The organism is Micromonospora carbonacea (assembly GCF_014205165.1).
GTDB classification, from domain to species: domain Bacteria; phylum Actinomycetota; class Actinomycetes; order Mycobacteriales; family Micromonosporaceae; genus Micromonospora; species Micromonospora carbonacea.
Genome location: NZ_JACHMZ010000001.1, coordinates 6931750 through 6958658, shown reverse-complemented (window position 1 = coordinate 6958658; position 26909 = coordinate 6931750). Strand labels below are relative to the sequence as shown.

Below are 26909 nucleotides of genomic sequence, written 5' to 3'. Positions count from 1 at the left end.
TCTGGTTGTGTCCTTCCTAGTGGACACGCCGATCCGGGGGAGCCCATGAACACGGAACGTCTCACCACCAAGAGCCGCGAGACCATCACCGGTGCCGTCGCGCTGGCGAACCAGCGCGGTCACGCCACCGTGGAGCCCTGGCACCTGCTGCTGTCGCTGCTGGACACCGAGGGGTCGACCGCCGCCGGCCTGCTGCGCGCCGCCGGGGCCGACCCCGCCGAGCTGCGCCGGGCCGCCCAGCGCGCCGTCGACGCCCTGCCGGCCGCCCGGGGCTCCAGCATCGCCGAGCCCACGCTGGCCCGCGAGTTCGTCAACGCCATCGGCGCCGCCGAGCAGATCGCCCGGCCGCTCGGCGACGAGTACACCTCGACCGAGCACCTGCTCGCCGGTCTGGCCCGGGTCGGCGGCGCGGTCGCCACCGCGCTGCGCAACGCCGGTGCCACCGAGGAGAGCCTGGTCGCCGCGTTCCCGACCGTCCGGGGCGGGGACCGGCGGGTCACCACCGCCGACCCGGAGCAGACCTATCAGGCCCTGGCCAAGTACGGCGTCGACCTGACCGCCAGCGCCCGCGACGGGAAGATCGACCCGGTGATCGGCCGGGACTCCGAGATCCGCCGCGTCATCCAGGTGCTGTCCCGGCGTACCAAGAACAACCCGGTGCTGATCGGCGAGCCCGGCGTCGGCAAGACCGCGATCGTCGAGGGCCTCGCCCAGCGGATCGTGGCCGGCGACGTGCCCGAGTCGCTGCGCGACAAGAAGCTGGTCTCGCTCGACCTCGGCGCGATGGTGGCCGGCGCACAATACCGGGGCCAGTTCGAGGAGCGCCTCAAGTCCGTGCTGGAGGAGATCAAGAACTCCGACGGCCAGGTCATCACCTTCCTCGACGAGCTGCACACCGTCGTCGGCGCGGGCAAGGGCGAGGGCTCGATGGACGCCGGCAACATGCTCAAGCCGATGCTCGCGCGCGGCGAGCTGCGGATGGTCGGCGCGACCACTCTCGACGAATACCGGGAGCACATCGAGAAGGACCCGGCCCTGGAGCGCCGCTTCCAGCCGGTGCTGGTCGGCGAGCCGACCATCGAGGACACCATCGGCATCCTGCGCGGGCTCAAGGAGCGCTACGAGGTGCACCACGGCGTACGCATCACCGACGCCGCCCTGGTCGCCGCCGCCGCCCTGTCCGACCGCTACATCACCGACCGGTTCCTGCCGGACAAGGCGATCGACCTGGTCGACGAGTCCGCGTCCCGGCTGCGCATGGAGATCGACTCCCGGCCGGTCGAGGTCGACGAGATCGAGCGGGCCGTGCGCCGGTTGGAGATCGAGGAGATGGCGCTGGCCAAGGAGCCCGACGCCGCCTCCGCCGAGCGCCTCGACCGGCTGCGCAAGGAGCTGGCCGACAAGCGCGAGCAGCTCACCGCCCTCTCCGAGCGCTGGCAGACGGAGAAGAGCCACATCACCAAGCTCTCCACCGCCAAGGAGGAGCTGGAGCGGCTCGGCGGCGAGGCCGAGCGGGCCGAGCGCGACGGCGAGCTGGAGCGGGCCGCCGAGCTGCGCTACGGCCGGATCCCCGCCCTCAAGGCCGACCTCGCGAAGGCCGAGGAGGAGCTGGCCCGGCTCCAGGCCGACGGCGCGATGCTCAAGGAGGAGGTCGGCGCGGACGACATCGCCGCCGTCGTCGCCTCCTGGACGGGCATCCCCGCCGGCCGGCTCCTCGAAGGCGAGACCGCCAAGCTGCTGCGGATGGAGGAGTCGCTGGGCGCGCGCGTGGTCGGCCAGGCCGAGGCCGTCTCGGCCGTCTCCGACGCGGTGCGCCGCGCCCGGGCCGGCGTCGCCGACCCGGACCGCCCCACCGGCAGCTTCCTCTTCCTCGGCCCGACCGGCGTCGGCAAGACCGAGCTGGCCAAGGCGCTCGCCGAGTTCCTCTTCGACGACGAGCGGGCCATGGTCCGCATCGACATGAGCGAGTACGGCGAGAAGCACTCCGTCGCCCGGCTCGTCGGCGCCCCGCCCGGGTACGTCGGCTACGAGGAGGGCGGCCAGCTCACCGAGGCGGTGCGCCGCCGGCCGTACTCGGTGATCCTGCTCGACGAGGTCGAGAAGGCCCACCCCGACGTCTTCGACGTGCTGCTCCAGGTGCTCGACGACGGCCGGCTCACCGACGGCCAGGGCCGCACGGTGGACTTCCGCAACGCGATCCTGATCCTCACCTCCAACCTCGGGTCGTCGGTGATCAGCGACCTGACGCTGGCCGAGGAGCAGCGCCGGGAGGGCGTCCTCGCGGTGGTCCGGTCGCACTTCAAGCCGGAGTTCCTCAACCGGCTCGACGACATCGTGGTCTTCGCCGCGCTGCTGGGCGACGACCTGCGGGCCATCGTCGACATCCAGCTCGACCGGATGCGGAAGCGGCTCGCCGACCGCCGGCTGACGCTGGACGTCAGTGAGGCCGCGCGGGGCTGGCTCGCCGAGCACGGGTACGACCCGATCTACGGCGCGCGCCCGCTGCGGCGGCTGGTGCAGTCCGCCATCGGCGACCAGCTCGCCCGGGCGCTGCTCTCCGGCGCGATCCGCGACGGCGACACGGTCCAGGTCGACCTGGCCGACGGCAAGGACGGCCTGACGGTCGCCGCGGCCTGACGCGCTGGCGTGAATGTTAATAGGGGCCCCCTGTACAACGTTTTGCGTTAACAGGGGGCGCTTCCTTCTTCAGGGGGTTGGGATGGGCGATCGGCTCGACGCGGCCGTGCGGGAGCTGGCGGCCACCGACACGCTCGCCTTCGGCGGGGTCGGCTTCGCCGGCACGGTGCTGCCGGAGACCGAGGCGTACTTCGAGGTCGAGCGGCAGCTCGACGCGCACCCGGGGCGGGCCCGGCGGAAGGTCGACTGGCTGCTCGCGCACGGCTCACCGGCCGGTCGGGCGTACGCGGCGACCCTGCTGGGGCGGGTCGACCCGGCCGCCGCCCGTGCCGCCTGGGAGGGGCTGCGCGGCTCCGGGGCCGAGCTCGTCACCTTCGCCGGCTGCATCATGGGCCGGACCCGGCTCGGTGACTACGCCGCCGCCCAGCTCAACAGCGTCGACGACGGCCCGTAACTGAGTAGTTACTCAGTCGTGCTCGGGTTTCCCCACGTGCGCGGGGTTGTTACCGTCTCCGCCGACGCGACTGGGGGAGGCGATCGGGTTGAACGGTTCGGTGGCGTATCTGGTGACGGGATTGGGCTGCCTCATCGCGGTGGCCGGCATCGTCGTCGCCGTGGTGGCGATGCAGCGCTCCCGCAGGGGCACGGGCGGGCGGCCCGGCCCGGTGGACCCGTTCCGGGACCGCGACGCCGACGCGCTGCGGGGCGACCCGCGCCGGCTGAGCCCCGGCGACATCGTCGAGATCCGGGGCACCTCGTACGGGGTGCGCGGCTCCGTGCTGCTCAAGGAGGGCAGCTGGACCTGGTCGGAGCACCTGCTCGACGACGCGGCCGGCGGTCAGCTCTGGCTCTCCGTCGAGGAGGACCCCGACGTGATCATGGTGCTCTGGACGACCGACCCGGCGCTCACCATCACCCCGGGCGCGCCGAGCATCGACCTCGACGGCCACCGGTACGTCAGCAAGGAGGCCGGGCACGCGCGGTTCACCGCCACCGGCAGCACGGGCCTCGACCCGTCCGGCGCGATGCGCTACCACGACTACCGGGGGCCGGGGAAGCTGCGGCTCTCCTTCGAGGCGTACGGCAACGCCGCGTGGGAGGTGGCCCGGGGCGACGAGCTGCACCGCTCCGACGTGATGATCTACCCGCAGTCCGGCCCGGCGAAGGTGGGCTGACCCCGTGCTGGTCACCCTCGACGCCCCGTACGTCGACACCAGCGCCGCCGACCTCAGCCTCGCCCTCGGCGACGGCGAACGCCCCGCGCTGCACGTGCTCGACCTCGACCTGCCCGGCGGGATCCGGCTGCGGCTGCGGCTGCTCGGCGCGTCACACCAGGTGGTGCTGCGCGCGGCCGGCACCGAGCTGACCGAGACCGTCGCCTGCCTCCCCGGCCGCCCGCCCGAGCTGCCCGCGACCCGGCTGGACGAGGCGAACGGCTACCGGTTCACCGCCACCGTGCTGCGCCCGGCCGGGGCGGAGCTGAGCACCCGGGTCGCCGCGCTCCGCGCCGAGCTGGCCGGCGACCCGTACGCGCTGGTCGGGGTGTTTCCCGGCGACGCCGACGCGGTGACGGCCCTCGCCGTGCGCACCGACCCGCCGGACGGGGCGGTCGGCTGGCGCACCTGGCACGCGTACCCCCAGACCAACGAGCTGGTCCTGACCGAGACGGTGGTGTCCCTATGACGTACCGACGCTGGTTCGTGGTGGGAGCGGCGGTCGCCGTGGTCGGCGCGCTGCTCGCCGCCTTCGCGATCTTCTACGGCAACTTCTCCCCGCGCGGCTACGTGCAGGACCGGTACAACCGGGCGGCCAGCCGCGACATCGGCGGAGCCGCCATGGCGTACACCTCGTCGAAGACGCCCAGCCAGGTCGCCAAGGAGGTCACCGACGCCTGGCAGCCGGCCGACCAGTACGTCGACGGCAGCGGCGTCTACCTGCGTTACGACGACGACTCGGTGGTGATCCTGCCGATCGCCGCCGGCTCGGTGATCCTGCTCGAACGCCTCACCACCGCCTACCCCCGTTACCACTCGACCGTCGGGTCGCACTGGGGCTGGGGACGCGGCAGCACCGTCCGGGGCGGCGGCCCCGGCGCCGGCAAGTAGCCCGACGAACGCCCCTCACCCTGGAGTGTCCCCCTTGCAGAACCTCGTCACCGATCTGCTGGTCACCCTCGCCTACGGCGTGGTCGGCGTCGTCCTGATGGGCATCGGCTACGGGCTGGTCGACGTGGCCACCCCCGGCAAGCTGCACGAGCTGATCTGGACCGAGCGCAACCGCAACGCCGCCCTGCTGCTCTCGTCGAACCTGCTCGGCGTCGGCACCATCGTGGTCGCCGCGATCGTCGCCAGCGAGGACGACTTCGTGCTCGGCCTCGTCGGCGCGGCGGCGTACGGGATCGTCGGGCTGGTCATCATGGCCGCCGCGTTCCTGCTGCTCGACGCCGTGACCCCGGGGCGGCTCGGCGAACTGCTGGTCGACCCGGAGCCGCACCCCGCCGTGTGGGTGTCCGCCGTCGTGCACCTGGCCACTGGCGCGATCATCGCCGCCGCGATCAGCTGATGACCGCGGGCAAGCACCCGGGCGGCGGGCGGCCCGGCCAGCCGGCGGCGGCGGCGAAGAAGTCGTCGGCCGCCAGCGGCTGGGTCGTCGCGCTGGTGACCGTCGTCCTCGTCGGCGGCTGCATCGGCATCAGCGTGACCAACGGCGACTCCGGCGGCACCACCGTCCCCGCCCCGGCGGCCGACGAGCGGGCCGACACCGTGCCGATCCTCGCCCAGGCCGCCAGCAGCCAGGGCATCTGCTACGGCTGGCGGCTGGAGAGCCGGTTCACCTCCGACCCGGTCAGCGTCGGCTCCAACCTCGGTGACGGGGTCCCCGTGGTCGACGACCCGGCCTGCCCGCGCTGGGTCGAGGTGACCGCCGACGTCCGCTACACGTCGGAGAGCAGCGAGAGCAGCGACTACGCGCTCATCGACGTGAACGGCTCGCCCGACATCGACCGCGCCGACCTGTACGCCGTCGAGACCGGTCTCGCCCGCTTCGGCCTCGTGGAGGACGTGTTCGTCGACGATCCCGGCTGGGCGGTCTGCCGGGCCGCCGTCGCGCTGCCGCTGCTGCTCGCCGAGACCGGCGTGGTGCCTCCCGCCGCCGCCCCCACCGCGCAGCCCGGCGCGACCGCCGCCCCGCTGCCCGACGCCGGCAGCGACTTCTGGCGGGACCGCTGGGGCTGGCTGCTCGCCACCGGCGGGCTGCTGCTGGTCACCGCGCTGCTGTTCACCGTCGGCTTCGTGCAGCGGGGCCGGCAGCGGGCGGCGGCGTCCGCCGGTCGTACCCCGGGGAAGGCGTGACCACCGAGACGCCGGCGGCGGTCGACGGCGGTGCCCCCGCCGCCGCCCGGCCGCGCTGGCGGTTGGCCCGCTCGGCGGTGCTGGTCGCGGTCTTCGTCTGCGCCGCCTGCGGCCTGGTCTACGAGCTGGCCCTGGTCGCGCTCGGCAGCTACCTGATCGGCGACACCGTCGGGCAGGCGTCGATCGTGCTCGGCGTGATGGTCTTCGCGATGGGCGTCGGCGCGCTCGCCGCGAAGCCGTTGCAGTCCCGGGCCGCCGCCGCGTTCGCCCTGGTCGAGCTGGTCCTCGCCCTGCTCGGCGGGCTGTCGGTGCTCGGCCTCTACGCCGCGTTCGCCTGGCTCGACCTGTACGGCCCGGCGCTGGTCGGCACCGCGTTCGTGCTCGGGCTGCTCATCGGCGCGGAGATCCCGCTGCTGATGGTCATGCTGCAACGCATCCGGGAGCAGTCCGCCGGCAGCGCCGTGGCCGACCTGTTCGCCGCCGACTACGTCGGCGCGCTGCTCGGCGGGCTGGCCTTCCCGTTCCTGCTGATCCCGGTCTTCGGGCAGCTCAAGGGTGCCCTGGTGGTCGGCGCGGTGAACGCGGTGGCCGGCGTGGCGCTGGTCTGCACCGTGTTCCGGGCGGAGCTGAGCCGCCGGGCGCGCGTCGCCGTCGGCGCGGGCTCCGTCGTGGTCGCGCTCTGCCTCGGGTACGCCTGGATCACCGCCGCCGACTTCGAGGTGACCGCCCGCCAGCAGCTCTACCGCGACCCGGTGGTGCACGCCGAGCGCAGCCGCTACCAGGAGATCGTGCTGACCCGCTCGGTGCGGGAGGTCGGCCACGCCGACACCGACCTGCGGCTGTTCCTCAACGGCGACCTCCAGTTCAGCTCCGTCGACGAGTACCGCTACCACGAGGCGCTCGTGCATCCCGCGCTGAACGGCCCGCGCGGCGAGGTGCTGGTGCTCGGCGCCGGCGACGGGCTCGCGGTGCGGGAGATCCTGCGCTACCCCGACGTGCGGCGGGTGACCGTCGTCGACCTCGATCCGGCCGTGGTGGCGCTGGCCCGCAGCGAGCCGCAGCTGCGCGAGCTGAACGGCGACGCGTTCGCCGACCCCCGGGTGCGGGTGGTCAACGTCGACGCGTTCGGCTGGCTGCGCTCCGCCACCGACCGGTTCGACGTGGTCGTCGCCGACCTGCCCGACCCCGACGAGACGGCCACCGCCAAGCTCTACACCGTGGAGTTCTACGCGCTGGTCCGGGCCGTGCTCGCCGACGGCGGGCGGCTCGTCGTGCAGTCCGGCTCGCCGTACTTCGCGCCCCGGTCGTACTGGTCGATCGAGGCGTCGGTGCGCGAGGCCGGCTTCGCCACCGTGCCGTACCACGTCGACGTGCCCAGCTTCGGCGACTGGGGATTCGTGCTCGCCGCGCCCGGGGCCGCCCCGCCGCCGCTGGCGCTGCCGGACGACGCGCCCCGGCTGCGCTTCCTCACCGCCGGCACGCTGGCGTCGGCCGCGAGCTTCCCCGCCGACCGGGGCCGGCTCGACGTGCCCGCCTCCACGCTGCTGCGACCCCGTGTGCTGGAGTACGCCCGCGTCGAGTGGCGCGGCTACTAGCGTCGGAACCATGGTGCGCGGACCGTCGCGTCGTCACTGGATGCCGCCCCGGGCGCTGGCCGTGGCGGCGTACCTCCAGGCGTTCGTGCTGTCCGGGGTGGCCGCCGTGCTGGTGACGCGGGCGTACCTCCGGGCCACCGGCTACCCCCAGCTCGGCGGCGGCGGCCTGCACATCGCACACGTGCTCTGGGGCGGCCTGCTGCTGACGGCCGGCCTCGGCGTGGCGCTGGTCTTCCTCGGCGGCGCGGCCCGGATGACCGGCGCGATCCTCGGCGGGATCGGGTTCGGCCTGTTCATCGACGAGGTGGGCAAGTTCGTGACGGCCCGCACCGACTACTTCTACGCCCCCGCCGCCGGCATCATCTACGCCGTCTTCGCGGTGCTCGTGGTCATCACCCAGGCGGTCCGGGAGCGGACCCGGCTGATCCCCGAGGAGCGCACCGCGAACGCCCTGGACGCCGTGGCCGGCGGCCTCATCGACGGGCTCACCGACCGGCGGCGGGCGCAGGTGCTGCGGCTGGCCCGGGGCTCCGGCGCGGGCACCGAGGCCGCCGTGGCCGCGCTGCTCGACGCGGTGCCCCGCCGGGAACCGCCGCCGCCCAGGTTCTGGCAGCCCTGGCTGGCCCGCGCCCGGCGGGTCGCCGTCGGGCTGACCGACCAGCGGTGGGTGGTCCGCTTCGTGGTGCTCTACCTCGTGGTGGAGCCGGCGCTGACCGTGGTCGGGGTGGCGGTCGACGGCGTCACCGGGGCGCTGGACGAGGAGCGGGAGTGGGGCGCGGTGCTCGGCGTGTCGGCGTCGGCGCTGGCCACGGCGGTGCTCAGCGTCACGGCTGCGGTCCGGCTGCGGCGGGACCGGATCGGCGCGTTCCGGCTGTTCAAGCTGGCGATCCTGGTCGACCTGCTGTTCGGGCAGATCTTCAACTTCACCGTCAACCAGTTCGGGGCGGTCGCCGCGCTGGTCTTCGACCTGTTCCTGCTCGCCGTGGTGACGGCCGAACACCGCCGGCTGTCCCGGGCCGGCTGACCCCCGCCGCGCTCGTTCGGGCGGGCCGTCGACACGACGGGCGGCCCGGCGCGGTTCGCCGACGGGCGGCACGGGACTGCGGACGATACCGTGACGTCGTGATCTAGAAGGGAGAAGTCATGGTCGATACCCACAGCACGCCGTCGCGGGCCCGTCCGGGCATCGTGACGATCTCCACCTACCTGCTCATGTTCTTCGCGCTGCTCCAGCTGTTCAACCTCGTCACGACGCTCGCCGTGAGCGGCAAGCTCCGGCAGGGCTTCGAGGACGCCTTCGAGGGCACCACGAGCGGGGCCGAGGGGCTGGGCACCTTCGTCGTCGGCTTCGCCATCGGCAGCGCCGTGCTGATGCTGGTCCTCGCCCTGGTCCTGGTCGTCCTGGGGATCTTCAACAACCGCGGCAGCAACGGCAGCCGCATCACCACCTGGGTGCTCGGCGGCATCCTGCTCTGCTGCGTCGGCGGCAGCTTGCTCAACGGCGCGGCCGGCTCGATGGGCGGGCCGTCGGCCGGCGGCGACGCGCCGAGCGCAGAGGAGATCGAGCGCAGCCTGAACGCGGCGCTGCCCTCCTGGTACACCCCGGTCAGCCTGGTGCTCGGGGTCGTGGGCCTGCTCGCCGTGCTGGCCGCGCTGATCCTGCTGGCCCTGCCGAAGGCGAACGAGTTCTTCCGCAAGCCGAAGCAGGGCTGGGAGCCGCCGGTCCCGGGCGCCGCCTACCCGGCGTACCCGCAGCAGCCCGGCTACCCGCCGGCCCCGGGCTACCCGGGCACCCCCGGCCACGCGACGTACCCGCACGGGACCCACGGCTCGTCCACCCCGGACCAGCCGCCGTACCCGGACCAGCCGGGGCCGTCCGCGTCCGACCGGCCGGACCCGTACGGGCCCGGCCAGGGCGGCGACCCCGGACCGTCGCCCTCCGCCGGCTCGTCGGATTCGGGCTGGTCGTCCGGTGGCTCCTCGGACTCCGGCTCCTCGTCCGGTGGCTCGTCGGACTCCGGCTCGTCCTCGTCCTCTTCGTCGGACTGAGCGTCGGCGTCGCCCCGCCCGCGACCGCCGGGCGGGGCGACGCCGGATATCGGCGACACCGACGGTCCCTCCGAGTAGGTTCCAACCGGACGCCTACCGGAGGGACCTCGTCGTGTCGTACCCCGATCAGGCGCCGGCCCGCCGCCCCGCAGCCGTCGGGCTGGCGGCGACGGTGCTGGTGCTGATGGCCGCCGGTGCCGTGGCCTCGGCGGTCGCCGCGCTGCTCGTCCTCGGCGGCACCGTCGAGCGGTTCCGGTCGGCGGCGGCCGGCACGTCGGCCGCCGCGACGCAGGTCGACGACGTGGTCCTCCTGCTGCGGGGCGCGACGGTCGCCTCGGCGGTGGTGACGGTCCTGGTGGGCGTCGTGCTGGTCGGCCTGGCGGCCGGGCTGCGCGCCGGCCGGCCCGGGGCCCGGGTGGCGACCTGGGCGGTCTGCGGGCTGGGCGCGCTGTTCGGCTGCTGCGCGGTGACGGCGTTGGTCGGCCAGCGGGCCGTGCCGCTGCGGCTGTCCGCCGACGGCCGGTCCGCCGCCGAGCTGCTGGGCCTCGTCGGCGACGCCTACCCGGGCTTCTGGCTCGCGGTCAACGCCGCGCTTTCGGTCGGCCAGGCGCTCGGTTACCTTGGGGTAGCCGCGTTGCTGGTCTCGCCGAGCGCCAGCGCGTGGTTCCGTCGGCGGCACCCCGCGCCGGCGCCGCCCGCCACCGCCCACCACCCGTTCCGCTGAGGATCGTCCGTGACGTCAGAGCAGGTTCCCGCCGTGCGCCGGGCGCTGGTCACCGGCGCGACGGCCGGCATCGGCGCGGAGTTCGCCCGCCGGCTCGCCGCCGACGGCTGGGCCTTGGTGCTGGTGGCACGCGACGCCGCCCGGCTCGCGGAGAAGGCCGCCGAGCTGACGGGCCGGTACGGCCACCCCGTCGAGGTGATCCCGGCGGACCTGTCCACCGCCGACGGCTGCGCCGAAGTGGAACGGCGGCTGACCGGCGACGGGCAGGTCGACCTGCTCGTCAACAACGCCGGGATCAGCCTCAACCAGCCGTTCCTGCGGTCCTCGCCGGACGACGAGTCCCGCCTGCTGGGGCTCAACGTGCACGCGGTGCTGCGGCTGACCCGCGCGGCGATCGGCCCGATGATCCGACGGGGTGACGGGGCAGTGATAAATGTCTCTTCGGTCGCCGGCTTCGGCCCCGTGATGCCGGGATCGACGTATCCGGCGAGCAAGGCGTGGGTGACGGCCTTCAGCGAATCCATCGACCTCACCACCCGCCCGCGCGGCGTACGCGTGATGGCCCTCTGCCCTGGTTACACCCGCACCGGCGCGCACGAGCGGATCGGGATCGACATGTCCGGCACGCCCCGCCTGATGTGGCTGCGCGCCGAGCAGGTCGTCGACGAAGCCCTGCGTGACCTGCGGAAAGGGCGCTCGGTCAGCGTCCCGTCACGGCGTTACAAGCTGGCCGTCGCGGCGGTGCGGCACGCCCCACGCGGGCTGCTGCGCCGGTTCGCTCGGGACACCCGGGGCCGCGACGACCGCCACCCCGGCTGACCTGCGGCGCAGCGCCGGCAGGCCGGCTCGGCGGCGGCCCGGCCGACCCGGCCCGGCAAATCGATCGCACAGAGTAGCGGAATATCGCCAACCATCGGTCGCCCGTGGGGCTGACCGGGGTGGACCCCACACACACCTCCCAGACTTGCGCAGTACCCTCTATCGCCATGGGGGACCACGACGACCTGCGTAAATTCATCATCGACCTGGCTGTGGTCCACGGGCGAGTGGTGCTCTCCTCCGGTCGGGAGGCGGACTGGTACGTCGATCTGCGACGTGTCACGCTCCATCACCAGGCCGCTCCGTTGGTCGGTCGGGTGCTGCTCGACCTGACCGCCGACTGGGAGTACGACGCCGTCGGTGGCCTGACCCTGGGCGCCGATCCGGTGGCCCTCTCCATGTTGCACGCCGCGTCGGCGACCAACCGGTCGCTCGATGCGTTCGTCGTCCGTAAGGCGGGTAAGGCCCACGGTCTGCAACGCCGCATCGAGGGGCCGGACGTGGCCGGACGACGGGTACTGGCGGTCGAGGACACGTCGACGACGGGTGGCAGCGTGCTGACCGCAGTTGAGGCGCTGCGCGAGGCCGGAGCCGATGTAGTGGGTGTGGCGGTTATTGTTGATCGTGGCGCCGGCGACGCGGTGGAAGCCGCCGGACTGCCGTATCGGGCGGCCTATACGTTGGCTGACCTCGGCCTTGTGGCCTAAAAGTTTGCCGATTCGGATCTGCTGATATGCAGGCGGATCGATGCTGCTGGTGGAAGGATGGAATACGTGGGAACTGCGTTGGCTGAAATGACCATGCCTCAGATCTCGCCGCTTGCCGGCGAGCCGATCGAACGCGCCGACGCCGAGCGGCTGGCGGGGGTCCTCAAGGCCCTTGCCGACCCCGCCCGGCTGCGGCTGCTCAGCCTGATCCAGTCGGCCCCCGAGGGCGAAGCGTGCGTGTGCGACCTGACCGCGCCGCTCGGCCTCTCCCAGCCGACGGTCAGCCACCACCTGCGTATCCTCACCGAGGCCGGCTTGCTGGAGCGGGAGAAGCGCGGGGTCTGGGCGTACTACCGGTTGGTGCCGACCGCGATCGCCACGATCGCGGATCTGCTGACCCCGCCGCGTAAGCGGGCCACCAAGAAGGCCCGCTGACGAGGTTTCCGTTCCGGCCGTCCCGCCTCAGGACGGCATCTGGTGGCGTGCCAGGGGTGGCGTCACCATCGGACGGTGCCGGCTGCCCGGGTGACCGGCAGTCGCCTCGTTTCTTCATTGCGGCTTGAACCGATGGCCGGTCCCGTCTCGACGGGGCCGGCCATCGACGCACGCCTTCTTCCTCAGCGACCCTCGCCGTGCTCCGGCCACCGACCGCCGCCCTGTTGCTGCGGCGGCTGCTGCCCCTGCTCGCCGCCGTGCGGGGTCTGGGCGTGGTGGTCGTGGTGGTGCTCGACCGCGTCCCGGACGGCCTCCACGGCACCGGCCGCGCTGGCGGCGGCGATCACCGTCATGACCTCGCCCCGCTTACGGGCCCGCCGGTCGCGGAGGAACTCGAAGAAGATCGGCAGCACCGAGATCAGGATGATCAGCGCTACCACCGGCAGGATGTACCGGTCGATCTTGTCGCCGATCGCGTTGTAGATCTGCTCGGCGAGCAGGTAGCCGATCAGCAGGATGCCGTCCACCCACAGGATCGCCCCGACGACGTTCCACAGGAAGAACTGCTTCGCCGGCATGCCGAGCACCCCGGCCACCGGGTTGAGGAACGTGCGGACGATCGGGATGAACCGGGCCAGCACCACGGCCTTGGCCGGGCCGAACTTCCGGAAGTAGTGCTCGGCCTTCTCCACGTACTCCCGCTTGAACAGCCGCGAGTTGGGGCGCTCGAACATGCGCCGGCCGTACCGCGCGCCGAGCCAGTGCCCGAGCTGGGCACCGACGATCGCGCAGATCGGACCCCCGATCAGCAGCCCGACCAGGGAGAGCCGGGTGCCGTCGCCGAAGATCGCGTCCGCCACCGGCGAGGCGGCGACGCCGGCCAGGAACAGCAGCGAGTCGCCGGGGAAGAAGAAGCCGACGAGCAGCCCGGTCTCGGCGAACAGGATCACCCAGACGCCGATCAGCCCGAAGGTCTGGAGGAGATCCTTCGGATCGAGCGGGTTCAGGGCGACGGTCTCGGAGACCGCCCGTGCCTTCTCTGCTGTGTCCACGGCCACACAGGGTACCGAACCCGGAACCGGCCGCGTCCCCCGCCGCCCCGGACCGGGACGGCCGCCGCCCGCGTCGCCGCGGGCCGACCGCCCCGGTCCCGCCTCACAGCCGGGGGTCGACCGGCTCCGACTCGCAGGCCAGGACGGCGAAGACCAGCTCGTGACGACGCCACAACGGAGCGCCGTCCGCCAGCGCGGCCAGGGCCGCCAGGCCGAGCGCGTGCTCGCGCAGGGCCAGCCCCCGCTTGCGCCCCAGCGACCGGCGGCGCAGCGCGGCCAACTGCTCCGGCTCGGTGTAACCGGGGCCGTAGATGATCCGCAGGTACTCCCGGCCCCGGCACTTGATGCCCGGCTGGAGCAGCGACCCCTTCGGCGACCGGGCGGCCGGCCCCGCGTACGGCTTGACGACCATGCCCTCCCCGCCGGCGGCGGTCAGCGCCAGCCACCAGTCGGTCGCGTCCGCCTCGGCCGCGGCGTCGGCCAGGTCGACGAACCGCCGTCGGGTGCCGGTGAACAGCTCCGGGTCGGCCGCGCACAACCGGTCGGCCAGGTCCAGGTGCCAGCCGTGGTCCCGCTCGACGTGGCTCGCCCCGGCCGAGGCGAGCACCGCGAACGGGGCGAGGGTCACCCCGGCCAGCCCGTCCGTCGGCCCCACGTACGCCCGGTACGCCGCCGAGTACGCCTCGACGTCGGCCCGGCGCGCCGCCATCCGCGCCCGCAGGTCGCCCACCGGCAGCCCCCGCCCGGCCGCCGCGTCCAGGGTGGCCAGCACCGCCGGCAGGGCCGCGCGACCCGCCGCGCCCACGCTCGCGTACTGCTCGCGGATCAGCCCGCCCGCCTTCGCCGACCAGGGCAGCAGCTCGCAGTCGAGCAGCAGCCAGTCGGTGTCCAGCTCCGCCCAGAGCCCCGCCGCGCCGACCGCCGCCCGGACCCGGCCGAGCAGCTCGCCGTCCAGCGGCGGGCCGAAGAACGGCCGGCCCGTGCGGGTGTGCACCACCCCGCCGCCCGGCCCGAACGGGCCGCCGTCCGGGTCGCGGCAGACCAGCACCACGGCCCGCGAGCCCATGTGCTTCTCCTCGCACACCACCCGGTCGACGCCGGCCGCCCGGTAGTCGGCGAACGCCTGCGCCGGGTGCTCCAGGAACCCGTCGGCCGTCGCCGTCGAGCAGGGCGCCATCGTCGGCGGCAGCCAGGTCAGCCAGCGCGGGTCCACGGCGAAGCGGCTCATCACCTCCAGCGCGGCGGCGGCGTTCTCCGCCGGCACGGTCAGCGTCCCGTACGCGTGCTCGACGTGCCGCCGCCCGGTCACGTCGCGCAGGTCCAGCACCGCGTCGGGGCGGGCCGGGGCGGGCGCGACCAGCGGGCGGACCGGGGCGTACCACTCCTTGACCGCCGGGACGGAGACCAGCTCCTTCTCCGGGTACCGCAGCGCCGTCAGCTTTCCGCCGAACACGCAGCCGGTGTCGACGCAGATCGTGTTGTTCACCCACTCCGGCGTCGGGGTGGGCGTGTGCCCGTACACGACCATGGCCGAGCCCCGGTAGTCGCGCGCCCACGGGTAGCGCACCGGCAGGCCGTACTCGTCGGTCTCGCCCGTGGTCTCCCCGTACAGCGCGAACGACCGGACCCGGCCCGACGCGCGGCCGTGGTATTCCTCCTTGAGCCCGGCGTGCGCGACCACCAGCCGGCCGCCGTCGAGCACGAAGTGGCTGACCAGGCCGTCGACGAACGTCGCGACCTCGGCCACGAACGCCGGGTCCTCCGCGTCGAGCTGGGCCATCGTCTCGGCCAGGCCGTGCGTGAGCCGCACGTCCCGGCCGCGCAGCCGGCGCAGCAGCTTCTGCTCGTGGTTGCCCGGCACGCAGATCGCGTGGCCGGCCGCCACCATGCCCATCACCAGGCGGAGCACCCCGGGGGAGTCCGGGCCGCGGTCCACCAGGTCACCCACGAAGACCGCGGTACGCCCGGCCGGGTGCGCCGCGTCCACCGGGCGGCCCGCGTCGTCGCGGCGCAGCACCCAGCCCAGCCGGAGCAGCAGCGCCTCCAGCTCCTCGCGGCAGCCGTGGACGTCGCCGACGACGTCGAACGGGCCGGTCAGCTCCCGCCGGTCGTTGAACAGCTTCGCGTAGCGGATCCGCGCCGCGTCGATCTCGTCGACGCCGCGCAGCACGTGCACCTTCCGGAAGCCCTCCCGGGCCAGCCGCCCGTACGACTGCCGCAGGTCCCGCTGCATCCGGGTCAGCACCTGCCGGCCGTGGGTGCGGTCGGCCCGCCCCTGCGTGCGCTCCCACGCCACCGCCTCCGGCACGTCCAGCACGATCGCCACCGGCAGCACGTCGTGCTCCCGGGCCACCCGCACCAGCCCGGCGCGGGCGTGCGGCTGGAGGTTGGTGGCGTCCACGACGGTGAGCAGGCCCCGCCGCAGCCGGATCCCCGCCACGTGGTGCAGGGCGTCGAACGCGTCGGCGGAGGCCGACTGGTCGTTCTCGTCGTCGGCGACCATGCCCCGGAACGCGTCGGAGGAGAGCACCTGGCTCGGCGCGAAGTGCCGCCGGGCGAAGGTGGACTTGCCGGAGCCGGAGACGCCGACCAGCGCCACCAGGGCCAGCTCGGGAATCTCGATCATCGGGCGGCCTCCCTCGTCGTCGGCTCGGCGGTCGTCCCCGGTCCGGTGTTCGTCCCCGGCCCGGCGGTCGTCGTCCCGGCGGTGCGGAACACGGCGAGCTGGGTGGGCGGGCCCACCTCCGGGTCGTCGTCGCCGACGCCCCGGACCTCCGCCGTGTAGCCGTACGTCGCCGCGACCCGGTCCACCCAGGCCGCGAACTCGGCCCGGGTCCACTCGAAACGGTGGTCGGCGTGCCGGAACCGGCCCACGCCCAGCCCCTCGTAGCGGACGTTGTGCTCGACGTTCGGCGTGGTCACCACGACCGTCGCCGGCCGGGCGTGGCCGAACACGGCGTCCTCCAGCGCCGGCAGGCGCGGCGGGTCGACGTGCTCGATCACCTCCATCAGGACCGCCGCGTCGTAACCGCGCAGCCGGTCGTCCCGGTAGGTCAGGGCGGACTGCCACAGCCGGATCCGGTCCCGCTGCCGCTCCGGCAGCCGGTCCAGCCGCAGCCGGCGGGCCGCCAGCGTCAGCGCGTGGGCGGACACGTCGGTGCCGACGACCTCCGTGAACCGTCGGTCGCCCACCAGGGCCGACAGCAGCGCGCCGGGACCGCAGCCGAGGTCCAGCACCCGGGTCGCCCCGCTGGCCGCGAGCGCGCCGAGCACCGCCTCCCGGCGACGCAGCGCCAGCGCCGGCCGGCGCGGGACCTCCGCGCGCTCCTCCTCGGCCACGCTGTCGACCGGCGGCTCGTCGGCCAGCCGCTGCTCGGCGAGACGGGCCATCGCCTCCCCCGCCAGGGCGCGGCGGTGGGCCAGGTAGCGGCGGGTGATGGTGGCCCGCTCCGGGTGGCCGGCGAGCCAGCCGGCCCCCGCCCGGAGCAGCTTGTCGATCTCGTCCGGGGCGACCCAGTAGTGCTTCGCGTCGTCGAGGACCGGCAGCAGCACGTACAGGTGGTTGAGGGCGTCGGCGAGCCGCAGCGTGCCGGTGAGCGTCAGGTCGACGTACCGGCTGTCGCCCCACTGCGGGTGCGTCTCGTCGAGCGGGATCGGGGCGGCCGTCACGGCCCAGCCCAGCGGGGCGAACACCCGGGCCGCCAGGTCACCGCCGCCCCGGCAGCGCAGCACGGGGACCCGCACCTGGAGCGGGATCGGCGCGGCGGCCAGCTCCGGCCGGTCCCGGGACTCGCCGCGCAGGGCCGAGCGGAACACCTTGGCCAGCGCCGAGGCCAGCAGGCTCGACGCGGCGTACGGCCGGTCGTTGACGTACTGGCCGAGGGTGAAGGTGTCCGGGGTGGCCGCCTGCCGGCGGCCCCGGCCGTGCCCGCCGGCCAGCCGCAGCGGGTCGACGTCGACGATCAGGGCGGCCGTGCAACGCTGCTCGTCGGCCTCCGGGTAGAGCACGTGCGCCGCGCCGACGGGCAGCTCGAAGGAGTGCATCCGGTCCGGATGCTTGACGAGCAGGTAGCCGAGGTCGGTGGCGGGGCGGTGCGTCGTGGTGAGGGTGAGCAGCACGGCCCCATGGTGTCAGGGGGCTCGATCTTGCGTCGTCCGCTTTTCGTCTGGTGCGGGGTTGCGGTGGGGCTCCCCGGAAACCCTTCTTGGTGCTGGCCGTCCCTGTCAGGCGACGAAGTGGGTGCGGCGGCGTCGGGCCACCAGGTAGCCGCCGATGCCGGCCACGAGCAGCAGGCCGCCGATGCCGGCGATCAGGCCGGTGGCGGAGCCGGTGATCGGCAGCGAGCCGCCACCCCCGCCGCCGCTGCCGGCCGCGTTGACCACGAGCCAGGCCTTGTCGTTGGCCGGCTTGATGTCGTCCTGGAAGCTGCCGCCGGCGGGGCACTCGCACTCTGCGTTGACCTGCACGACGCCGCGGGCGTCCGGGACGACCTTGTCGATGCGCAGTCGGAACTCCAGGGTGTAGGTCTCGCCGACCACCAGGAGCATGTCCGAGCTGCACAGGTACGTGCGGGTGCTGCCGTATCGCAACCAGCAGTTGTCGGGGAACCCGACGGCGGTGGTGCCCGGCGGCAGCTCGACACCCGTGTGGGTGGCGGCCTCGTGGTCGTTGTTCACCCTGTCGAGGGTCGCCGGACCGTTGTTCCGGAAGCCGACGGTGGCGGTGACGACCGCGCCGGCCTCGCCCTTCACCGTGTCGCCGATCGCCTGGAGGTCGGTGCCGTTCGTGCCGGAGACCCTGATGCTCCACGAGGTGTAGTTGTTGCCCGGTTCGGTGTCGGTCTGGGCGGCCCGCGCCGTCTTCGTCGGTGCGTCGGCCAGGGTCAGCTTCGGCCCGCCGCCGCGCGTGGTCGCCAGGGCGCCGGCGTCCTCGCGCTGGCCGAACAGGTCCTCGAAGTCCCCGTTCGTCATGAACACGGCGTTGCCGTACTGGTTGCTCGGCGCGTAGGTGTCCGTGCCGAGGTGGAAGTCGAGCGTGGTGGTGCGTCCCTCGCCCGCCGGGATCTCCTCGTCGAACTGACAGGCGATCAGGTGGTCCTCGGCGTAGAGGCAGTTGCTGAACCGGTCCCTGGTCCGGATCGAGTGGTCGAGGTCGAAGACTGCGACGACGCCCTCGACGGCCTTCGTGCCGACGTTGACCACGGTCAGCGGTGCCTCGAACTTCCCACCCGGCTTGGCGGCCAGCGTGCTGTCCGGCCCGCCGGCCAGGTCGACGCCCTCGCCGACCCGGAGCCCGGACGTGTAGCTGCCCCGATCCTTGCCGGCCACCTGGAGGCTGACCTTCAGGTCGCCGGCGTCGCCGGGCTCCGCCTTGTCGGTGACGACGATGCGCACCGGCTGGGTCCCCCCGCCGTAGATCTCGTCGACCGGGATGTCGGATTCCTCCGCGCAGACCAGGACGCCCGGCTCCGGCGCGGCGCACTCCGCGTTCCCCCCGCCACCGGTCAGGGTGACCCTGCCGGCCAGGGAGCGGTAGTCGTACCGCACCGTGACATCGGGCAGCACGGTCGAGCGGTCGGTGTAGATGCTCAGGCCGCGGGACGTGCCGGGCGAGTCCGGGGCCACGGTGGCGTCCTGGACGTAGAGATCGAGGTTGGCCGTGGGCGCGGCGAGGGCGGGGGTGGCGGAGGCGACGACGAGCACGCCTGCGACGCCGAGCCCGGCCAGGCAACGCCGGATCGGGGACCTGAGCATGAAGGGTTCCTCCCCGTGGGAAACAGGTGGAGCCCGTGGAGCTTAGAGACCCTTCAAGGCGGCTGGTCAACCCCTTCCGTGGATCTCCGGCCGAATGGGCGGAACGGTTGGCCGGGTCAGTCGCAACGTTCCGAACCCGTGACCCGGCTCAGCGGTAGTCGTCCTCGTCGCCGGCGACCACGCGGGCCTGCTCCATGGCGTCCCAGTCGCCGACCTCCAGGCCCCGGCTCGGCTCGCCCTCGCCGTCGGCCGGGTCGGTGGAGGTGGCCTGCTCCACGGCGTCGGCCGCCGGGGCCTCCGGGTCCCGCTCCTCCGGCGCGAGGTGGTCGCTCGGGGTGAAGTCCTCGTCGGGCTGACCCATCGTCCCTCCCTGAATCGGCGGAAAGCTACCCACACGGTACGGGCTGGCCGGGGTTGCCGCTCGGCGGCGGGTGGCCGAGTCGGTGGATTCCCCCCTCCGGACCGGGCCGGCGGTGCCAGGATGGTGCCGTGGGCTTCCTGATCCGGCTGGCGATCACCGCGATCGCGTTGTGGATCACCACGTTGATCGTGCCCGGCGTCGACGTGGGTGGCCGCACCGGTGGCAACACCGTGCTGACCCTGGTGGCGGTGGCGTTGATCTTCGGCGTGGTCAACGCCGTACTCAAGCCGGCGATCAAGGTGGTGGGCTGCGTCTTCTACCTGCTGACCCTGGGGCTGTTCGCGCTGGTGGTCAACGCGCTGCTGTTCCTGCTGACCGACTGGATCGCCCGCCACCTGGACCTGCCGTTCCGGGTGGAGGGTTTCTGGCCCGCCTTCTGGGGGGCCATCGTGATGGCGGTGGTGACGTGGCTGATCAGCGTCGCCGTGCCGGACAGCCTCGCGGACCGGTGAGGCTCCGACCGGTTGCCACCGGGGCTTGTGGGCGGTCCACGGGGCGGGTCGGCCATGGGTCGGTTTCGCCGGTGGACACCTCCTGCGGGATACTGCCGGCGGAGGACAGCGCGGTCCGGCGCACCCACGGAAGACAGCGGCCGGTCACGGCCGACAGCGGTAAGTAAGGAGCGTTCGACATGCCCATCGCTTCCCCCGAGGTCTACGCGGAGATGCTGGACCGCGCCAAGGCGGGCCGGTACGCGTACCCCGCGATCAACGTGACGTCCTCGCAGACGCTGAACGCGGCGCTCAAGGGCTTCGCCGACGCGGAGAGCGACGGCATCATCCAGGTCTCCACCGGCGGCGCGGAGTACCTCTCCGGTCCGTCCGTGAAGGACATGGTCACCGGCGCGGTGGCGTTCGCCGCGTACGCGCACGAGGTCGCCAAGAAGTACCCGGTCAACGTCGCGCTGCACACCGACCACTGCCCGAAGGACAAGCTGGACAAGTTCGTCCGGCCCCTGATGCAGGTCTCCAAGGAGCGGGTCGCCGCCGGCCAGGAGCCGCTGTTCCAGTCGCACATGTGGGACGGCTCGGCCGTGCCCGTGGCGGAGAACCTGGAGATCGCCGCCGAGCTGCTCGACCGGGCCGCCGAGGCCAAGATCGTCCTGGAGATCGAGGTCGGCGTCGTCGGTGGCGAGGAGGACGGCGTCGAGAACGCCATCAACGACAAGCTCTACACCACCGTCGAGGACGGCCTGGCCATGGTCGAGGCGCTCGGCCTGGGCGAGAAGGGCCGCTACATGGCGGCGCTGACCTTCGGCAACGTGCACGGCGTCTACAAGCCGGGCAACGTGAAGCTCCGCCCGGAGATCCTGAACAACATCCAGGAGGCCGTCGCCGCCAAGTACGGCAGGGAGAAGCCGCTCAGCCTGGTCTTCCACGGCGGCTCCGGCTCGCTGCTGTCCGAGATCCGCGAGGCGCTGGACTACGGCGTGGTGAAGATGAACATCGACACCGACACCCAGTACGCCTTCACCCGGCCCGTCGCCGACCACATGTTCCGCAACTACGACGGCGTGCTGAAGATCGACGGCGAGGTCGGCAACAAGAAGCAGTACGACCCGCGCACCTGGGGCAAGCTCGCCGAGGCCGGGCTCGCCGCCCGCGTCGTCGAGGCCTGCGAGCACCTGCGCTCCACCGGCACCAAGCTCAAGTAATGCAAGGAAGGGCCCCTTGTTATCGCTTTGGCGATAACAAGGGGCCCTTCCTTGCGCCTAGCCCGCCGTCAGGACGCGGACCGCCTCGCGCACGTCGTCGGTGAGGTGCACCGTTCCCGACAGGTCGCCGAACGGCGAGGCGGCCAGCAGCGGGCGCAGCAGCGACTCCACCGGCAGCTCCGTCGTCCAGTACGCCCGGTCGAGGAAGACGTACGCGCCGCTCGCCCCGTCCGTGCCGTAGTACGTCTTCGTCGCCGCCTGGAACACCTCCTGCACCGTGCCGGCCCGGCCCGGCGCGAAGACGATCCCGCCCCGGGCCAGCCGCAGGATCGTGTCCTCCCGGATGGCGTTCGAGAAGTACTTCGCGATCCGCCCCGCGAACAGGTTCGCCGGCTCGTGCCCGTACAGCCAGGTGGGGATGGCCAGCCCGCCGGCCCGCGCCCAGCCCAGGTCCAGGTTGAGGTCCGGGTCGCGCTGCCGGGGCACCGCCGGGGCGTACCGCACCCGGACCTCCAGGGCGGCGGACGTGTACCGGTCGTGGTCGGTGAAGTCCGGCGCGGTCGCAAGCAGGTCGATCGCCGCCGTCAGCTCCCCGGCCGGGCGGGTCGACAGGTACGCGCCCAGGTTGGCCGCCTCCATCACGCCCGGCCCGCCGCCGGTCACCACCAGCCGGTCGGCCCGCGCCAGCTCCCAGCCCAGCACCGCCGCCATCCGGTACGGCACGCTGCCCCGGCGCACCGCGTGCCCGCCCATCACGCCCACCACGGACTGCGGCCCGTGCGTGGCCAGCCAGGCGCGGGTGGCGTCGACCAGCGCGTTGTCCACGCCGTGATCGTGCAGCCGCTGACCGAGCGCCTCCCTGACGTCCGGCAGCGCCCCGCCGTGCGCCCGGAAGTGCTCGTACACCCGGGTGTCGTACATGCCGGCGAAGCCGCCCTCGGCGAACCCGGCGGCCAGGTCCTCGGGGGTGTAGAGGTGCGAGGGCTGGGTCGGGTACGGCAGCCCGGAGAAGGGCGGCACCACGTTCGCGCCGCGCCGGACCAGGTCCGCGCCCACCTCGCGGGAGGCGAACCGGCAGCCGACGAAGAGGGTGCCCGTCACCTCCGTCCCGCTCAGGTCGGGGATCGGGTCCACGTCGAGGCGCAGGCCCTGCACGGTGAGCCCGGCCAGGCTTCCGCCGGCCAGCCGCTGTTCGAACGCGCTGCGGGTCTCGATCTCGGTGGCGCTGGTGTCGTGCGGGGAGATGACGTCCGCGGGAGGTGGGGTCGGCACGACGCCATCCTGCCCGCCCCGGTCAACCCCGCAAACCATCGCGTACGCACAGGAGCCCGGTGGCCTCGCCACCGGGCTCCTGCTCCAACCGGGTCCTGGGGAGGCTCCGGACCAATAGTTGTAGTGGAAAACACCATCCGCCGGCATGGGCCGCAGGTCCGGCCCCGGGAACCGCAGGTCCGGCCGGGGCGGGCCGCAGGTCCGGCCATCGTGGACCGCAGGGTCGGCACCACGACCACAGGCGTGACGAAAGCCTCAACCGTTCAGGTGGCCGGGTCTGCGGACCCCCTCGCGCGGCGCAGAGCGAAGCGGGTTGAATGGGACGATGCAGAACCTGTTGCCTGAGCCGCCGGCCACCCTCCTGCCGGCCCACGACGAGGCCGACACCGCCTTGGCCGCCGCCAAGGAGGCCGGCACCGACGAGGCGTACGCCGAGGTCGCGGCCCGCTTCCCGACCTACAGTGCGGGCTGGGGTGCGCTCGCGAGCCGGGCCCTGGCCGACGGCCAGGTCGTCCCCGCGTACGCCTACGCCCGGACCGGATACCACCGGGGCCTCGACCAGCTGCGCCGCAGCGGCTGGAAGGGCCACGGCCCGGTGCCCTGGTCGCACACGCCGAACCGGGGCTTCCTGCGCTGCCTCTACGTGCTCTCCCGGGCCGCCGGCGAGATCGGCGAGGCGGACGAGGCCGCGCGCTGCGCCCAGTTCCTGCGCGACTGCGACCCGGCCGCCGGGGACGCCCTGGCCAGCGCCTGACCTCTCCCGAGCAGGTGCGGCGGCCGGTCCGGCACCCGTCGGACCGGCCGCCGCGCTGGCCAGGGCCCCGCGCCGGTCGGAGCCGGGTGCCGGTCAGAGGCCCTCGGCCACCGATGCGGCGATCTTCAGCCAGGCGTCGCGGGTGGCCGACGAGAGCTGCCCGTACCGGATCGGCTCCCCGGTGTCGATCAACCGCTCGTACGGGGCGAGCAGCACCGCCCGGGTCCGGGCCGCGAAGTGCTCCTGGATGGCGGGCAGGTCGATCTCCTTGCGTGACGGCGGCATGGACACCACCGTCACCGCCTGCCGGACCAGCCGGTGCCGGCCGCTCTGCTCCAGGTGGTCGAGCATCCGGGCGGCCGTCTCCGCCGAGTCGTTACGGGCCGACATGGTCACCACGAGCTGGTCGGTGGCATCCATCGCGGCCTGCCAGTTCTGCGCCCGGACGTTGTTGCCGGTGTCCACGAAGATCAGCTTGTAGAACCGGCTGACCACCTCCCGGATCTCGGCGAACGCCGACGCGGTGAGCATCTCCCCGCCGGTGGCCGACTCGTCCGAGGCGAGCACGTCGAACATGCCCTCGCCCTGCGAGCGGACGTACTGCGACAGGTCGCCGACCCGCCCGTGCGCGCCCTGGAACTGGCCGAGATCACGCAGCATGTCGCGCACCGTGCGGGAGTGGAAGTCCTGCTGGGCGCGCATCCCCAGGGTGCCCTGGGTCTCGTTGTTGTCCCAGGCCAGCACGTACCCGCCGCGCTTCTGGCCGAAGGTCATGGCGAGCAGCAGGATGGCCACGGTCTTGCCCGCGCCGCCCTTCGGGTTGACCACGGTCACCTGGCGCAGCCCACCGAAGTTGCGGCGCACCATCTCGATGTCGCGGCGCATCTCCTGCTCGTGCCGCCCCGGCGCGAGCTTGATCAGCCCCGTCTTGTTCACCACCGCCCGTACGCCCATCGTGGCCACCGGGTCGGCCGGGCGCACCTGTCGGCGGCGGGCGAAGTCCTCGGCGGTCGGCGCGACCCCGGTGTCCGGCGTCCACGCCGGCTCCGGGTACCCCGGCGGCACCCGGGTCACCCCGTCGGCCTCCCGGTACGGCGGCTGCGGCACCGGTGCCACCGGCTGCCGGGCCGTCGTGGGCTGCTGCGGCGTCGGCTGCGGCGGCCAGCCCGGCGGGTACCACCCCGTCGTGGCCGGCTGCCCGATCCCGGGTTGCCCCGCAACCGGGTGGGCCTGGTCGGGGTGCCCCTGGCCGGGCTGCCTCGGGGCGGGCGGGGCCGCGTCGGGTCGGACCGGGCCGGGCGGCGGCTGCTGCGGCCCGGGACCCCACCCCGCCGACGCCTCGCCGGCCGTGGCCGGATAGCCCTCCGCGTACGGCTCGACCGGCCCGGCGACGGCCGGCGGGTACGGGCTGGGGGCCAACGGCCCGGGCGGGTTCATCACCGGCGGGAACGGTCCGGGCGGCTGCGGCGGCGCTGCCTCGACCGGGCGCGGCATCCCGTCGGCCGGCTGCGGCGGCACCGCCTCGACCGGGCGCGGCACCCCGTCGGCAGGCCCCGGCGGTGCGGGACGGGCCGCGGTTTCGGTCGGCTGCGGCGGTGCCGGGCGTGCCTCCGCCCCGGTCGCCCGCGACGGTGCGGGCCGCTGCGGCGGCAGCGCCCACGGTGACTCGGCCACCCGCCCCCCGCCCGGCCCCTCCGCGCCGCCGGCCGCACCGTTGCTGTTCGTGGCGGGGGCCCCGGCTGCCGGCACGCCCGGTGCCGCCATCGGCCCGACCGCCGTCACGCCCGGTGCCACCGGGACCGGCCCGGCGGCCGTCGTCCCGTCGGTGGCGGGAGGACCCGCGGCGGCCGTGGGCTGCTCCGACAGCGCGGCGTCGCCCGGCGACCCGTCGAAGTCGCCCGGGAGCGGGCCCGGCGCTGCCTGCGGGTCCAGGGTGAAGGGCAGGTGCAGGTCGACCGGACCGGGCGTCGGTTGCCCCGCCCGGGGAGCCGGCACCCCGCCCACGGCGGGCGGTGCCCAGGCCGTCTCCGCCGGCACCGGCGCATGACCGCCCGTGCCGGGCGCGGCCCAGGCGTCGCGCCCGTCCGTGCCGGGAGCAGCCCAGGTATCGGGCCTGTCCGTGCCGGGAGCGGCCCAGGCGTCCGGCCCCGGCCCGCCCTGCTCCGGGCCCGTCGCCGCGAGCCCCTCGCCCGGCGACCCGACTCCCTGGTGGGGCGGCGCGTAGGCGCCCGGCGTGGCCCCCAGCGACGGGTAGGCGTCGGAGGCGACGAACGACGGCTCGGCCTCCTCCCGGTACGGCACGGGACCCGCCGCGGTTGTCGTGGCCCACGCCGGAGCGGAGCCGGCCCGCCCGGGGTCGGTCGCTTCCGGTGGCCAGAGCGGCTCGATGTCCCGCTCCGGCACCGGCTGCTGGCCGGGCACGTGGACCCGGTCGGCGTTGTCGTCCACGCGGTTCCTCCCAATTCCTCCTGCCGAGGATAGGCCCCGGAGCCGAGCCGCCAGGATCGACGCCGGTCTCCGCCGGCGTACCCGGTGTGGTGCCGACGGCCGACGCGGGGGCGCGCCGGGTCAGGCCGTGTAGACCGCCCAGGCCGCGGGCTCGACCCACCAGGACCGCTTCCGGCTCAGTTCGCCCTCGACCCCGTCGTCGAGGTACGGCACCCGCTCGTCACGCGGCACGACGGCCACCGCGCGCCCCCGCGCGCGGCGCACCTCGAACCGCACCCGTTTCCTACCCAACGTCGAGCGGGTCACCACGGGAACGGCCACCGCCACCTCGACCAGCCCGTCCGTCGGGTCACCGGCGGTGAGCAGCGGCAGCTCGTCGAGCCGGGCGTACCCGGCCGCGTTGCCGATCGCGCAGGCCAGCAGCGGGTCGTCGCCGGCCGAGAGCACGGCGTCGTCCACCTCGACGCGTCCCCGCCAGTGCAGCGGCCGGCCGGCGTCGTCGGCGGCGCCGATCAGCGCGCCGTCCAGGGTCACCGAGCCGCCGTCGTTGCGCAGCAGGTCCAGCCGCCGGACGGTGCCGTCCAGCACCGCGGCGGCCACCCCCGCCGGGTCGCGCGGCAGGCCGAGCTGCGCGGCCAGGTCACGCTGCCCGCCGGCCCGGGCCGGGTCGAGCGGGAGCACGCCCACCGGCGGCAGGTCCGGCACCGTGCGGTTGCCGGGCAGGTCGGCCGGGCGGCGGCTGGGCGGTGGGGCGTACCGCCGGACGAGCCGGCGCACGACGGCGCGCAACTGGCCGTCGCTGGCCGTGGCGACGACCAGCCGGGTCTTCGAGTCCGGATCGGGCCAGGTGAGCCCGTCGGGGCGGGGTGGGCCGTCGAGCCGGGCGAGCACCTCGTCGATCTCCGCGTCCGAGCGGGCGGTGACCGCCTCCACCCGGGCGCCCCGGGCGGTCAGGGCGTCCGCGCAGGCCAGCACCGGCACCCGGGGGGTCTCGCAGTGCTGTTCGGCCGGGGCGTGACCGTCGTCACCGGTCGCCCGGCCGCCGGTCGTCGCGTCACCGCCGTCGCCTCCGCAGCAGGCTCCGCCGCTGCCGCAGGCCCCGCCGGGAGCGTCCCGCCCCGAGCCGAGGGTGAGCAGCACCACGTCGTACACGAAGGAGCCTCCTGCCTCTCGACGAACCCCTGCCGGTCCCGCCGTGACCTCTTGTTAGCCTGACACCCCGGGCTCGCTTACCGGTC

25 protein-coding genes are annotated in these 26909 nt (G+C 74.1%); 17 read left to right on the top strand and 8 right to left on the bottom strand.

Going from position 1 to position 26909, the window contains the following annotated elements:
* The first annotated feature begins 45 nt into the window (after positions 1 to 45).
* The 14 genes from clpB (at position 46) to HDA31_RS29180 (ending at position 12316) form a co-directional block, all read left to right on the top strand.
* Positions 46 to 2637, top strand: coding sequence for an ATP-dependent chaperone ClpB (gene clpB / locus HDA31_RS29245; protein ID WP_178062794.1), 2592 nt, complete (start codon positions 46 to 48; stop codon positions 2635 to 2637).
* An 82-nt stretch (positions 2638 to 2719) separates the two neighbouring features.
* Positions 2720 to 3091: a hypothetical protein gene (locus tag HDA31_RS29240; protein WP_178062795.1), complete on the top strand. Its 372-nt coding sequence runs from the start codon at positions 2720 to 2722 to the stop codon at positions 3089 to 3091.
* A gap of 88 nt (positions 3092 to 3179) precedes the next feature.
* The gene (locus HDA31_RS29235) at positions 3180 to 3812 is read left to right on the top strand and encodes a DUF4178 domain-containing protein (protein WP_074475629.1); all 633 of its coding nucleotides are present in this window, start codon (positions 3180 to 3182) and stop codon (positions 3810 to 3812) included.
* A 4-nt stretch (positions 3813 to 3816) separates the two neighbouring features.
* The gene (locus tag HDA31_RS29230) at positions 3817 to 4320 is read left to right on the top strand and encodes a DUF2617 family protein (RefSeq protein ID WP_178062796.1); all 504 of its coding nucleotides are present in this window, start codon (positions 3817 to 3819) and stop codon (positions 4318 to 4320) included.
* Positions 4317 to 4742, top strand: a complete 426-nt coding sequence (locus tag HDA31_RS29225) for a DUF4247 domain-containing protein (protein ID WP_178062797.1) — start codon at positions 4317 to 4319, stop codon at positions 4740 to 4742. The genes HDA31_RS29230 and HDA31_RS29225 overlap by 4 nt, the downstream gene beginning before the upstream one ends.
* A 34-nt stretch (positions 4743 to 4776) precedes the next feature.
* Positions 4777 to 5199 (top strand): DUF350 domain-containing protein, encoded by a 423-nt coding sequence (locus HDA31_RS29220; RefSeq protein WP_043961148.1) that lies wholly within the window; start codon positions 4777 to 4779, stop codon positions 5197 to 5199.
* The gene (locus tag HDA31_RS29215) at positions 5199 to 5987 is read left to right on the top strand and encodes a hypothetical protein (protein ID WP_246384252.1); all 789 of its coding nucleotides are present in this window, start codon (positions 5199 to 5201) and stop codon (positions 5985 to 5987) included. Before HDA31_RS29220 ends, HDA31_RS29215 begins: the two co-directional genes overlap by 1 nt.
* On the top strand, positions 5984 to 7582 hold the full coding sequence (locus HDA31_RS29210) for a polyamine aminopropyltransferase (protein WP_178062798.1): 1599 nt from the start codon (positions 5984 to 5986) through the stop codon (positions 7580 to 7582). Before HDA31_RS29215 ends, HDA31_RS29210 begins: the two co-directional genes overlap by 4 nt.
* 40 nt (positions 7583 to 7622) lie before the next feature.
* Positions 7623 to 8606: a hypothetical protein gene (locus HDA31_RS29205; protein WP_178067000.1), complete on the top strand. Its 984-nt coding sequence runs from the start codon at positions 7623 to 7625 to the stop codon at positions 8604 to 8606.
* 119 nt (positions 8607 to 8725) lie between these two features.
* Complete coding sequence (locus tag HDA31_RS29200; RefSeq protein WP_178062799.1) at positions 8726 to 9631, top strand: hypothetical protein; 906 nt, start codon at positions 8726 to 8728, stop codon at positions 9629 to 9631.
* Between the two features lie 112 nt (positions 9632 to 9743).
* Positions 9744 to 10355, top strand: a complete 612-nt coding sequence (locus HDA31_RS29195) for a hypothetical protein (RefSeq protein WP_178062800.1) — start codon at positions 9744 to 9746, stop codon at positions 10353 to 10355.
* Between the two features lie 9 nt (positions 10356 to 10364).
* Entirely contained in the window at positions 10365 to 11174 is an 810-nt protein-coding gene (locus HDA31_RS29190; RefSeq protein WP_178062801.1) for an SDR family NAD(P)-dependent oxidoreductase, read from the top strand.
* A gap of 167 nt (positions 11175 to 11341) precedes the next feature.
* On the top strand, positions 11342 to 11881 hold the full coding sequence (gene pyrE / locus HDA31_RS29185; protein WP_178062802.1) for an orotate phosphoribosyltransferase: 540 nt from the start codon (positions 11342 to 11344) through the stop codon (positions 11879 to 11881).
* A 57-nt stretch (positions 11882 to 11938) separates the two neighbouring features.
* Entirely contained in the window at positions 11939 to 12316 is a 378-nt protein-coding gene (locus HDA31_RS29180; protein ID WP_007073957.1) for an ArsR/SmtB family transcription factor, read from the top strand.
* A 182-nt stretch (positions 12317 to 12498) separates the two neighbouring features.
* Here HDA31_RS29180 and HDA31_RS29175 read toward each other — a convergent pair whose 3' ends face one another.
* The 5 genes from HDA31_RS29175 to HDA31_RS29155 form a co-directional block, all read right to left on the bottom strand.
* A complete protein-coding gene (locus HDA31_RS29175) occupies positions 12499 to 13374 on the bottom strand; it encodes a DedA family protein (RefSeq protein ID WP_246384253.1) in 876 nt (291 codons plus the stop codon).
* 97 nt (positions 13375 to 13471) lie between these two features.
* Positions 13472 to 15994, bottom strand: coding sequence for a polynucleotide kinase-phosphatase (locus HDA31_RS29170; RefSeq protein ID WP_178062803.1), 2523 nt, complete (start codon positions 15992 to 15994; stop codon positions 13472 to 13474).
* Positions 15991 to 17487, bottom strand: a complete 1497-nt coding sequence (locus HDA31_RS29165; RefSeq protein ID WP_178062804.1) for a 3' terminal RNA ribose 2'-O-methyltransferase Hen1 — start codon at positions 17485 to 17487, stop codon at positions 15991 to 15993. The genes HDA31_RS29170 and HDA31_RS29165 overlap by 4 nt, the downstream gene beginning before the upstream one ends.
* A 105-nt stretch (positions 17488 to 17592) precedes the next feature.
* On the bottom strand, positions 17593 to 19122 hold the full coding sequence (locus tag HDA31_RS29160; RefSeq protein WP_178062805.1) for an LPXTG cell wall anchor domain-containing protein: 1530 nt from the start codon (positions 19120 to 19122) through the stop codon (positions 17593 to 17595).
* 148 nt (positions 19123 to 19270) lie between these two features.
* Positions 19271 to 19483, bottom strand: a complete 213-nt coding sequence (locus HDA31_RS29155; RefSeq protein WP_178062806.1) for a hypothetical protein — start codon at positions 19481 to 19483, stop codon at positions 19271 to 19273.
* A gap of 128 nt (positions 19484 to 19611) precedes the next feature.
* Between HDA31_RS29155 and HDA31_RS29150 the strand changes: the two genes are divergently transcribed.
* Positions 19612 to 19995, top strand: coding sequence for a phage holin family protein (locus HDA31_RS29150; protein WP_178062807.1), 384 nt, complete (start codon positions 19612 to 19614; stop codon positions 19993 to 19995).
* A gap of 179 nt (positions 19996 to 20174) precedes the next feature.
* The gene (gene fbaA, locus HDA31_RS29145; protein WP_074475617.1) at positions 20175 to 21197 is read left to right on the top strand and encodes a class II fructose-bisphosphate aldolase; all 1023 of its coding nucleotides are present in this window, start codon (positions 20175 to 20177) and stop codon (positions 21195 to 21197) included.
* Between the two features lie 57 nt (positions 21198 to 21254).
* Here the strand turns inward: fbaA and HDA31_RS29140 are convergent, their stop codons facing one another.
* Positions 21255 to 22469 (bottom strand): LOG family protein, encoded by a 1215-nt coding sequence (locus HDA31_RS29140; RefSeq protein WP_176734912.1) that lies wholly within the window; start codon positions 22467 to 22469, stop codon positions 21255 to 21257.
* Between the two features lie 325 nt (positions 22470 to 22794).
* On the opposite strand from HDA31_RS29140, the gene HDA31_RS29135 reads away from it, so the two are divergent.
* The gene (locus HDA31_RS29135) at positions 22795 to 23223 is read left to right on the top strand and encodes a DUF3151 domain-containing protein (protein WP_178062808.1); all 429 of its coding nucleotides are present in this window, start codon (positions 22795 to 22797) and stop codon (positions 23221 to 23223) included.
* A gap of 93 nt (positions 23224 to 23316) precedes the next feature.
* Here the strand turns inward: HDA31_RS29135 and HDA31_RS29130 are convergent, their stop codons facing one another.
* Both HDA31_RS29130 and HDA31_RS29125 read right to left on the bottom strand, forming a co-directional pair.
* Positions 23317 to 25671, bottom strand: coding sequence for a MinD/ParA family ATP-binding protein (locus HDA31_RS29130; RefSeq protein ID WP_178062809.1), 2355 nt, complete (start codon positions 25669 to 25671; stop codon positions 23317 to 23319).
* Positions 25672 to 25791: 120 nt separating this feature from the next.
* Positions 25792 to 26823, bottom strand: coding sequence for a diacylglycerol kinase family protein (locus HDA31_RS29125; RefSeq protein WP_178062810.1), 1032 nt, complete (start codon positions 26821 to 26823; stop codon positions 25792 to 25794).
* Positions 26824 to 26909: the final 86 nt, after the last annotated feature.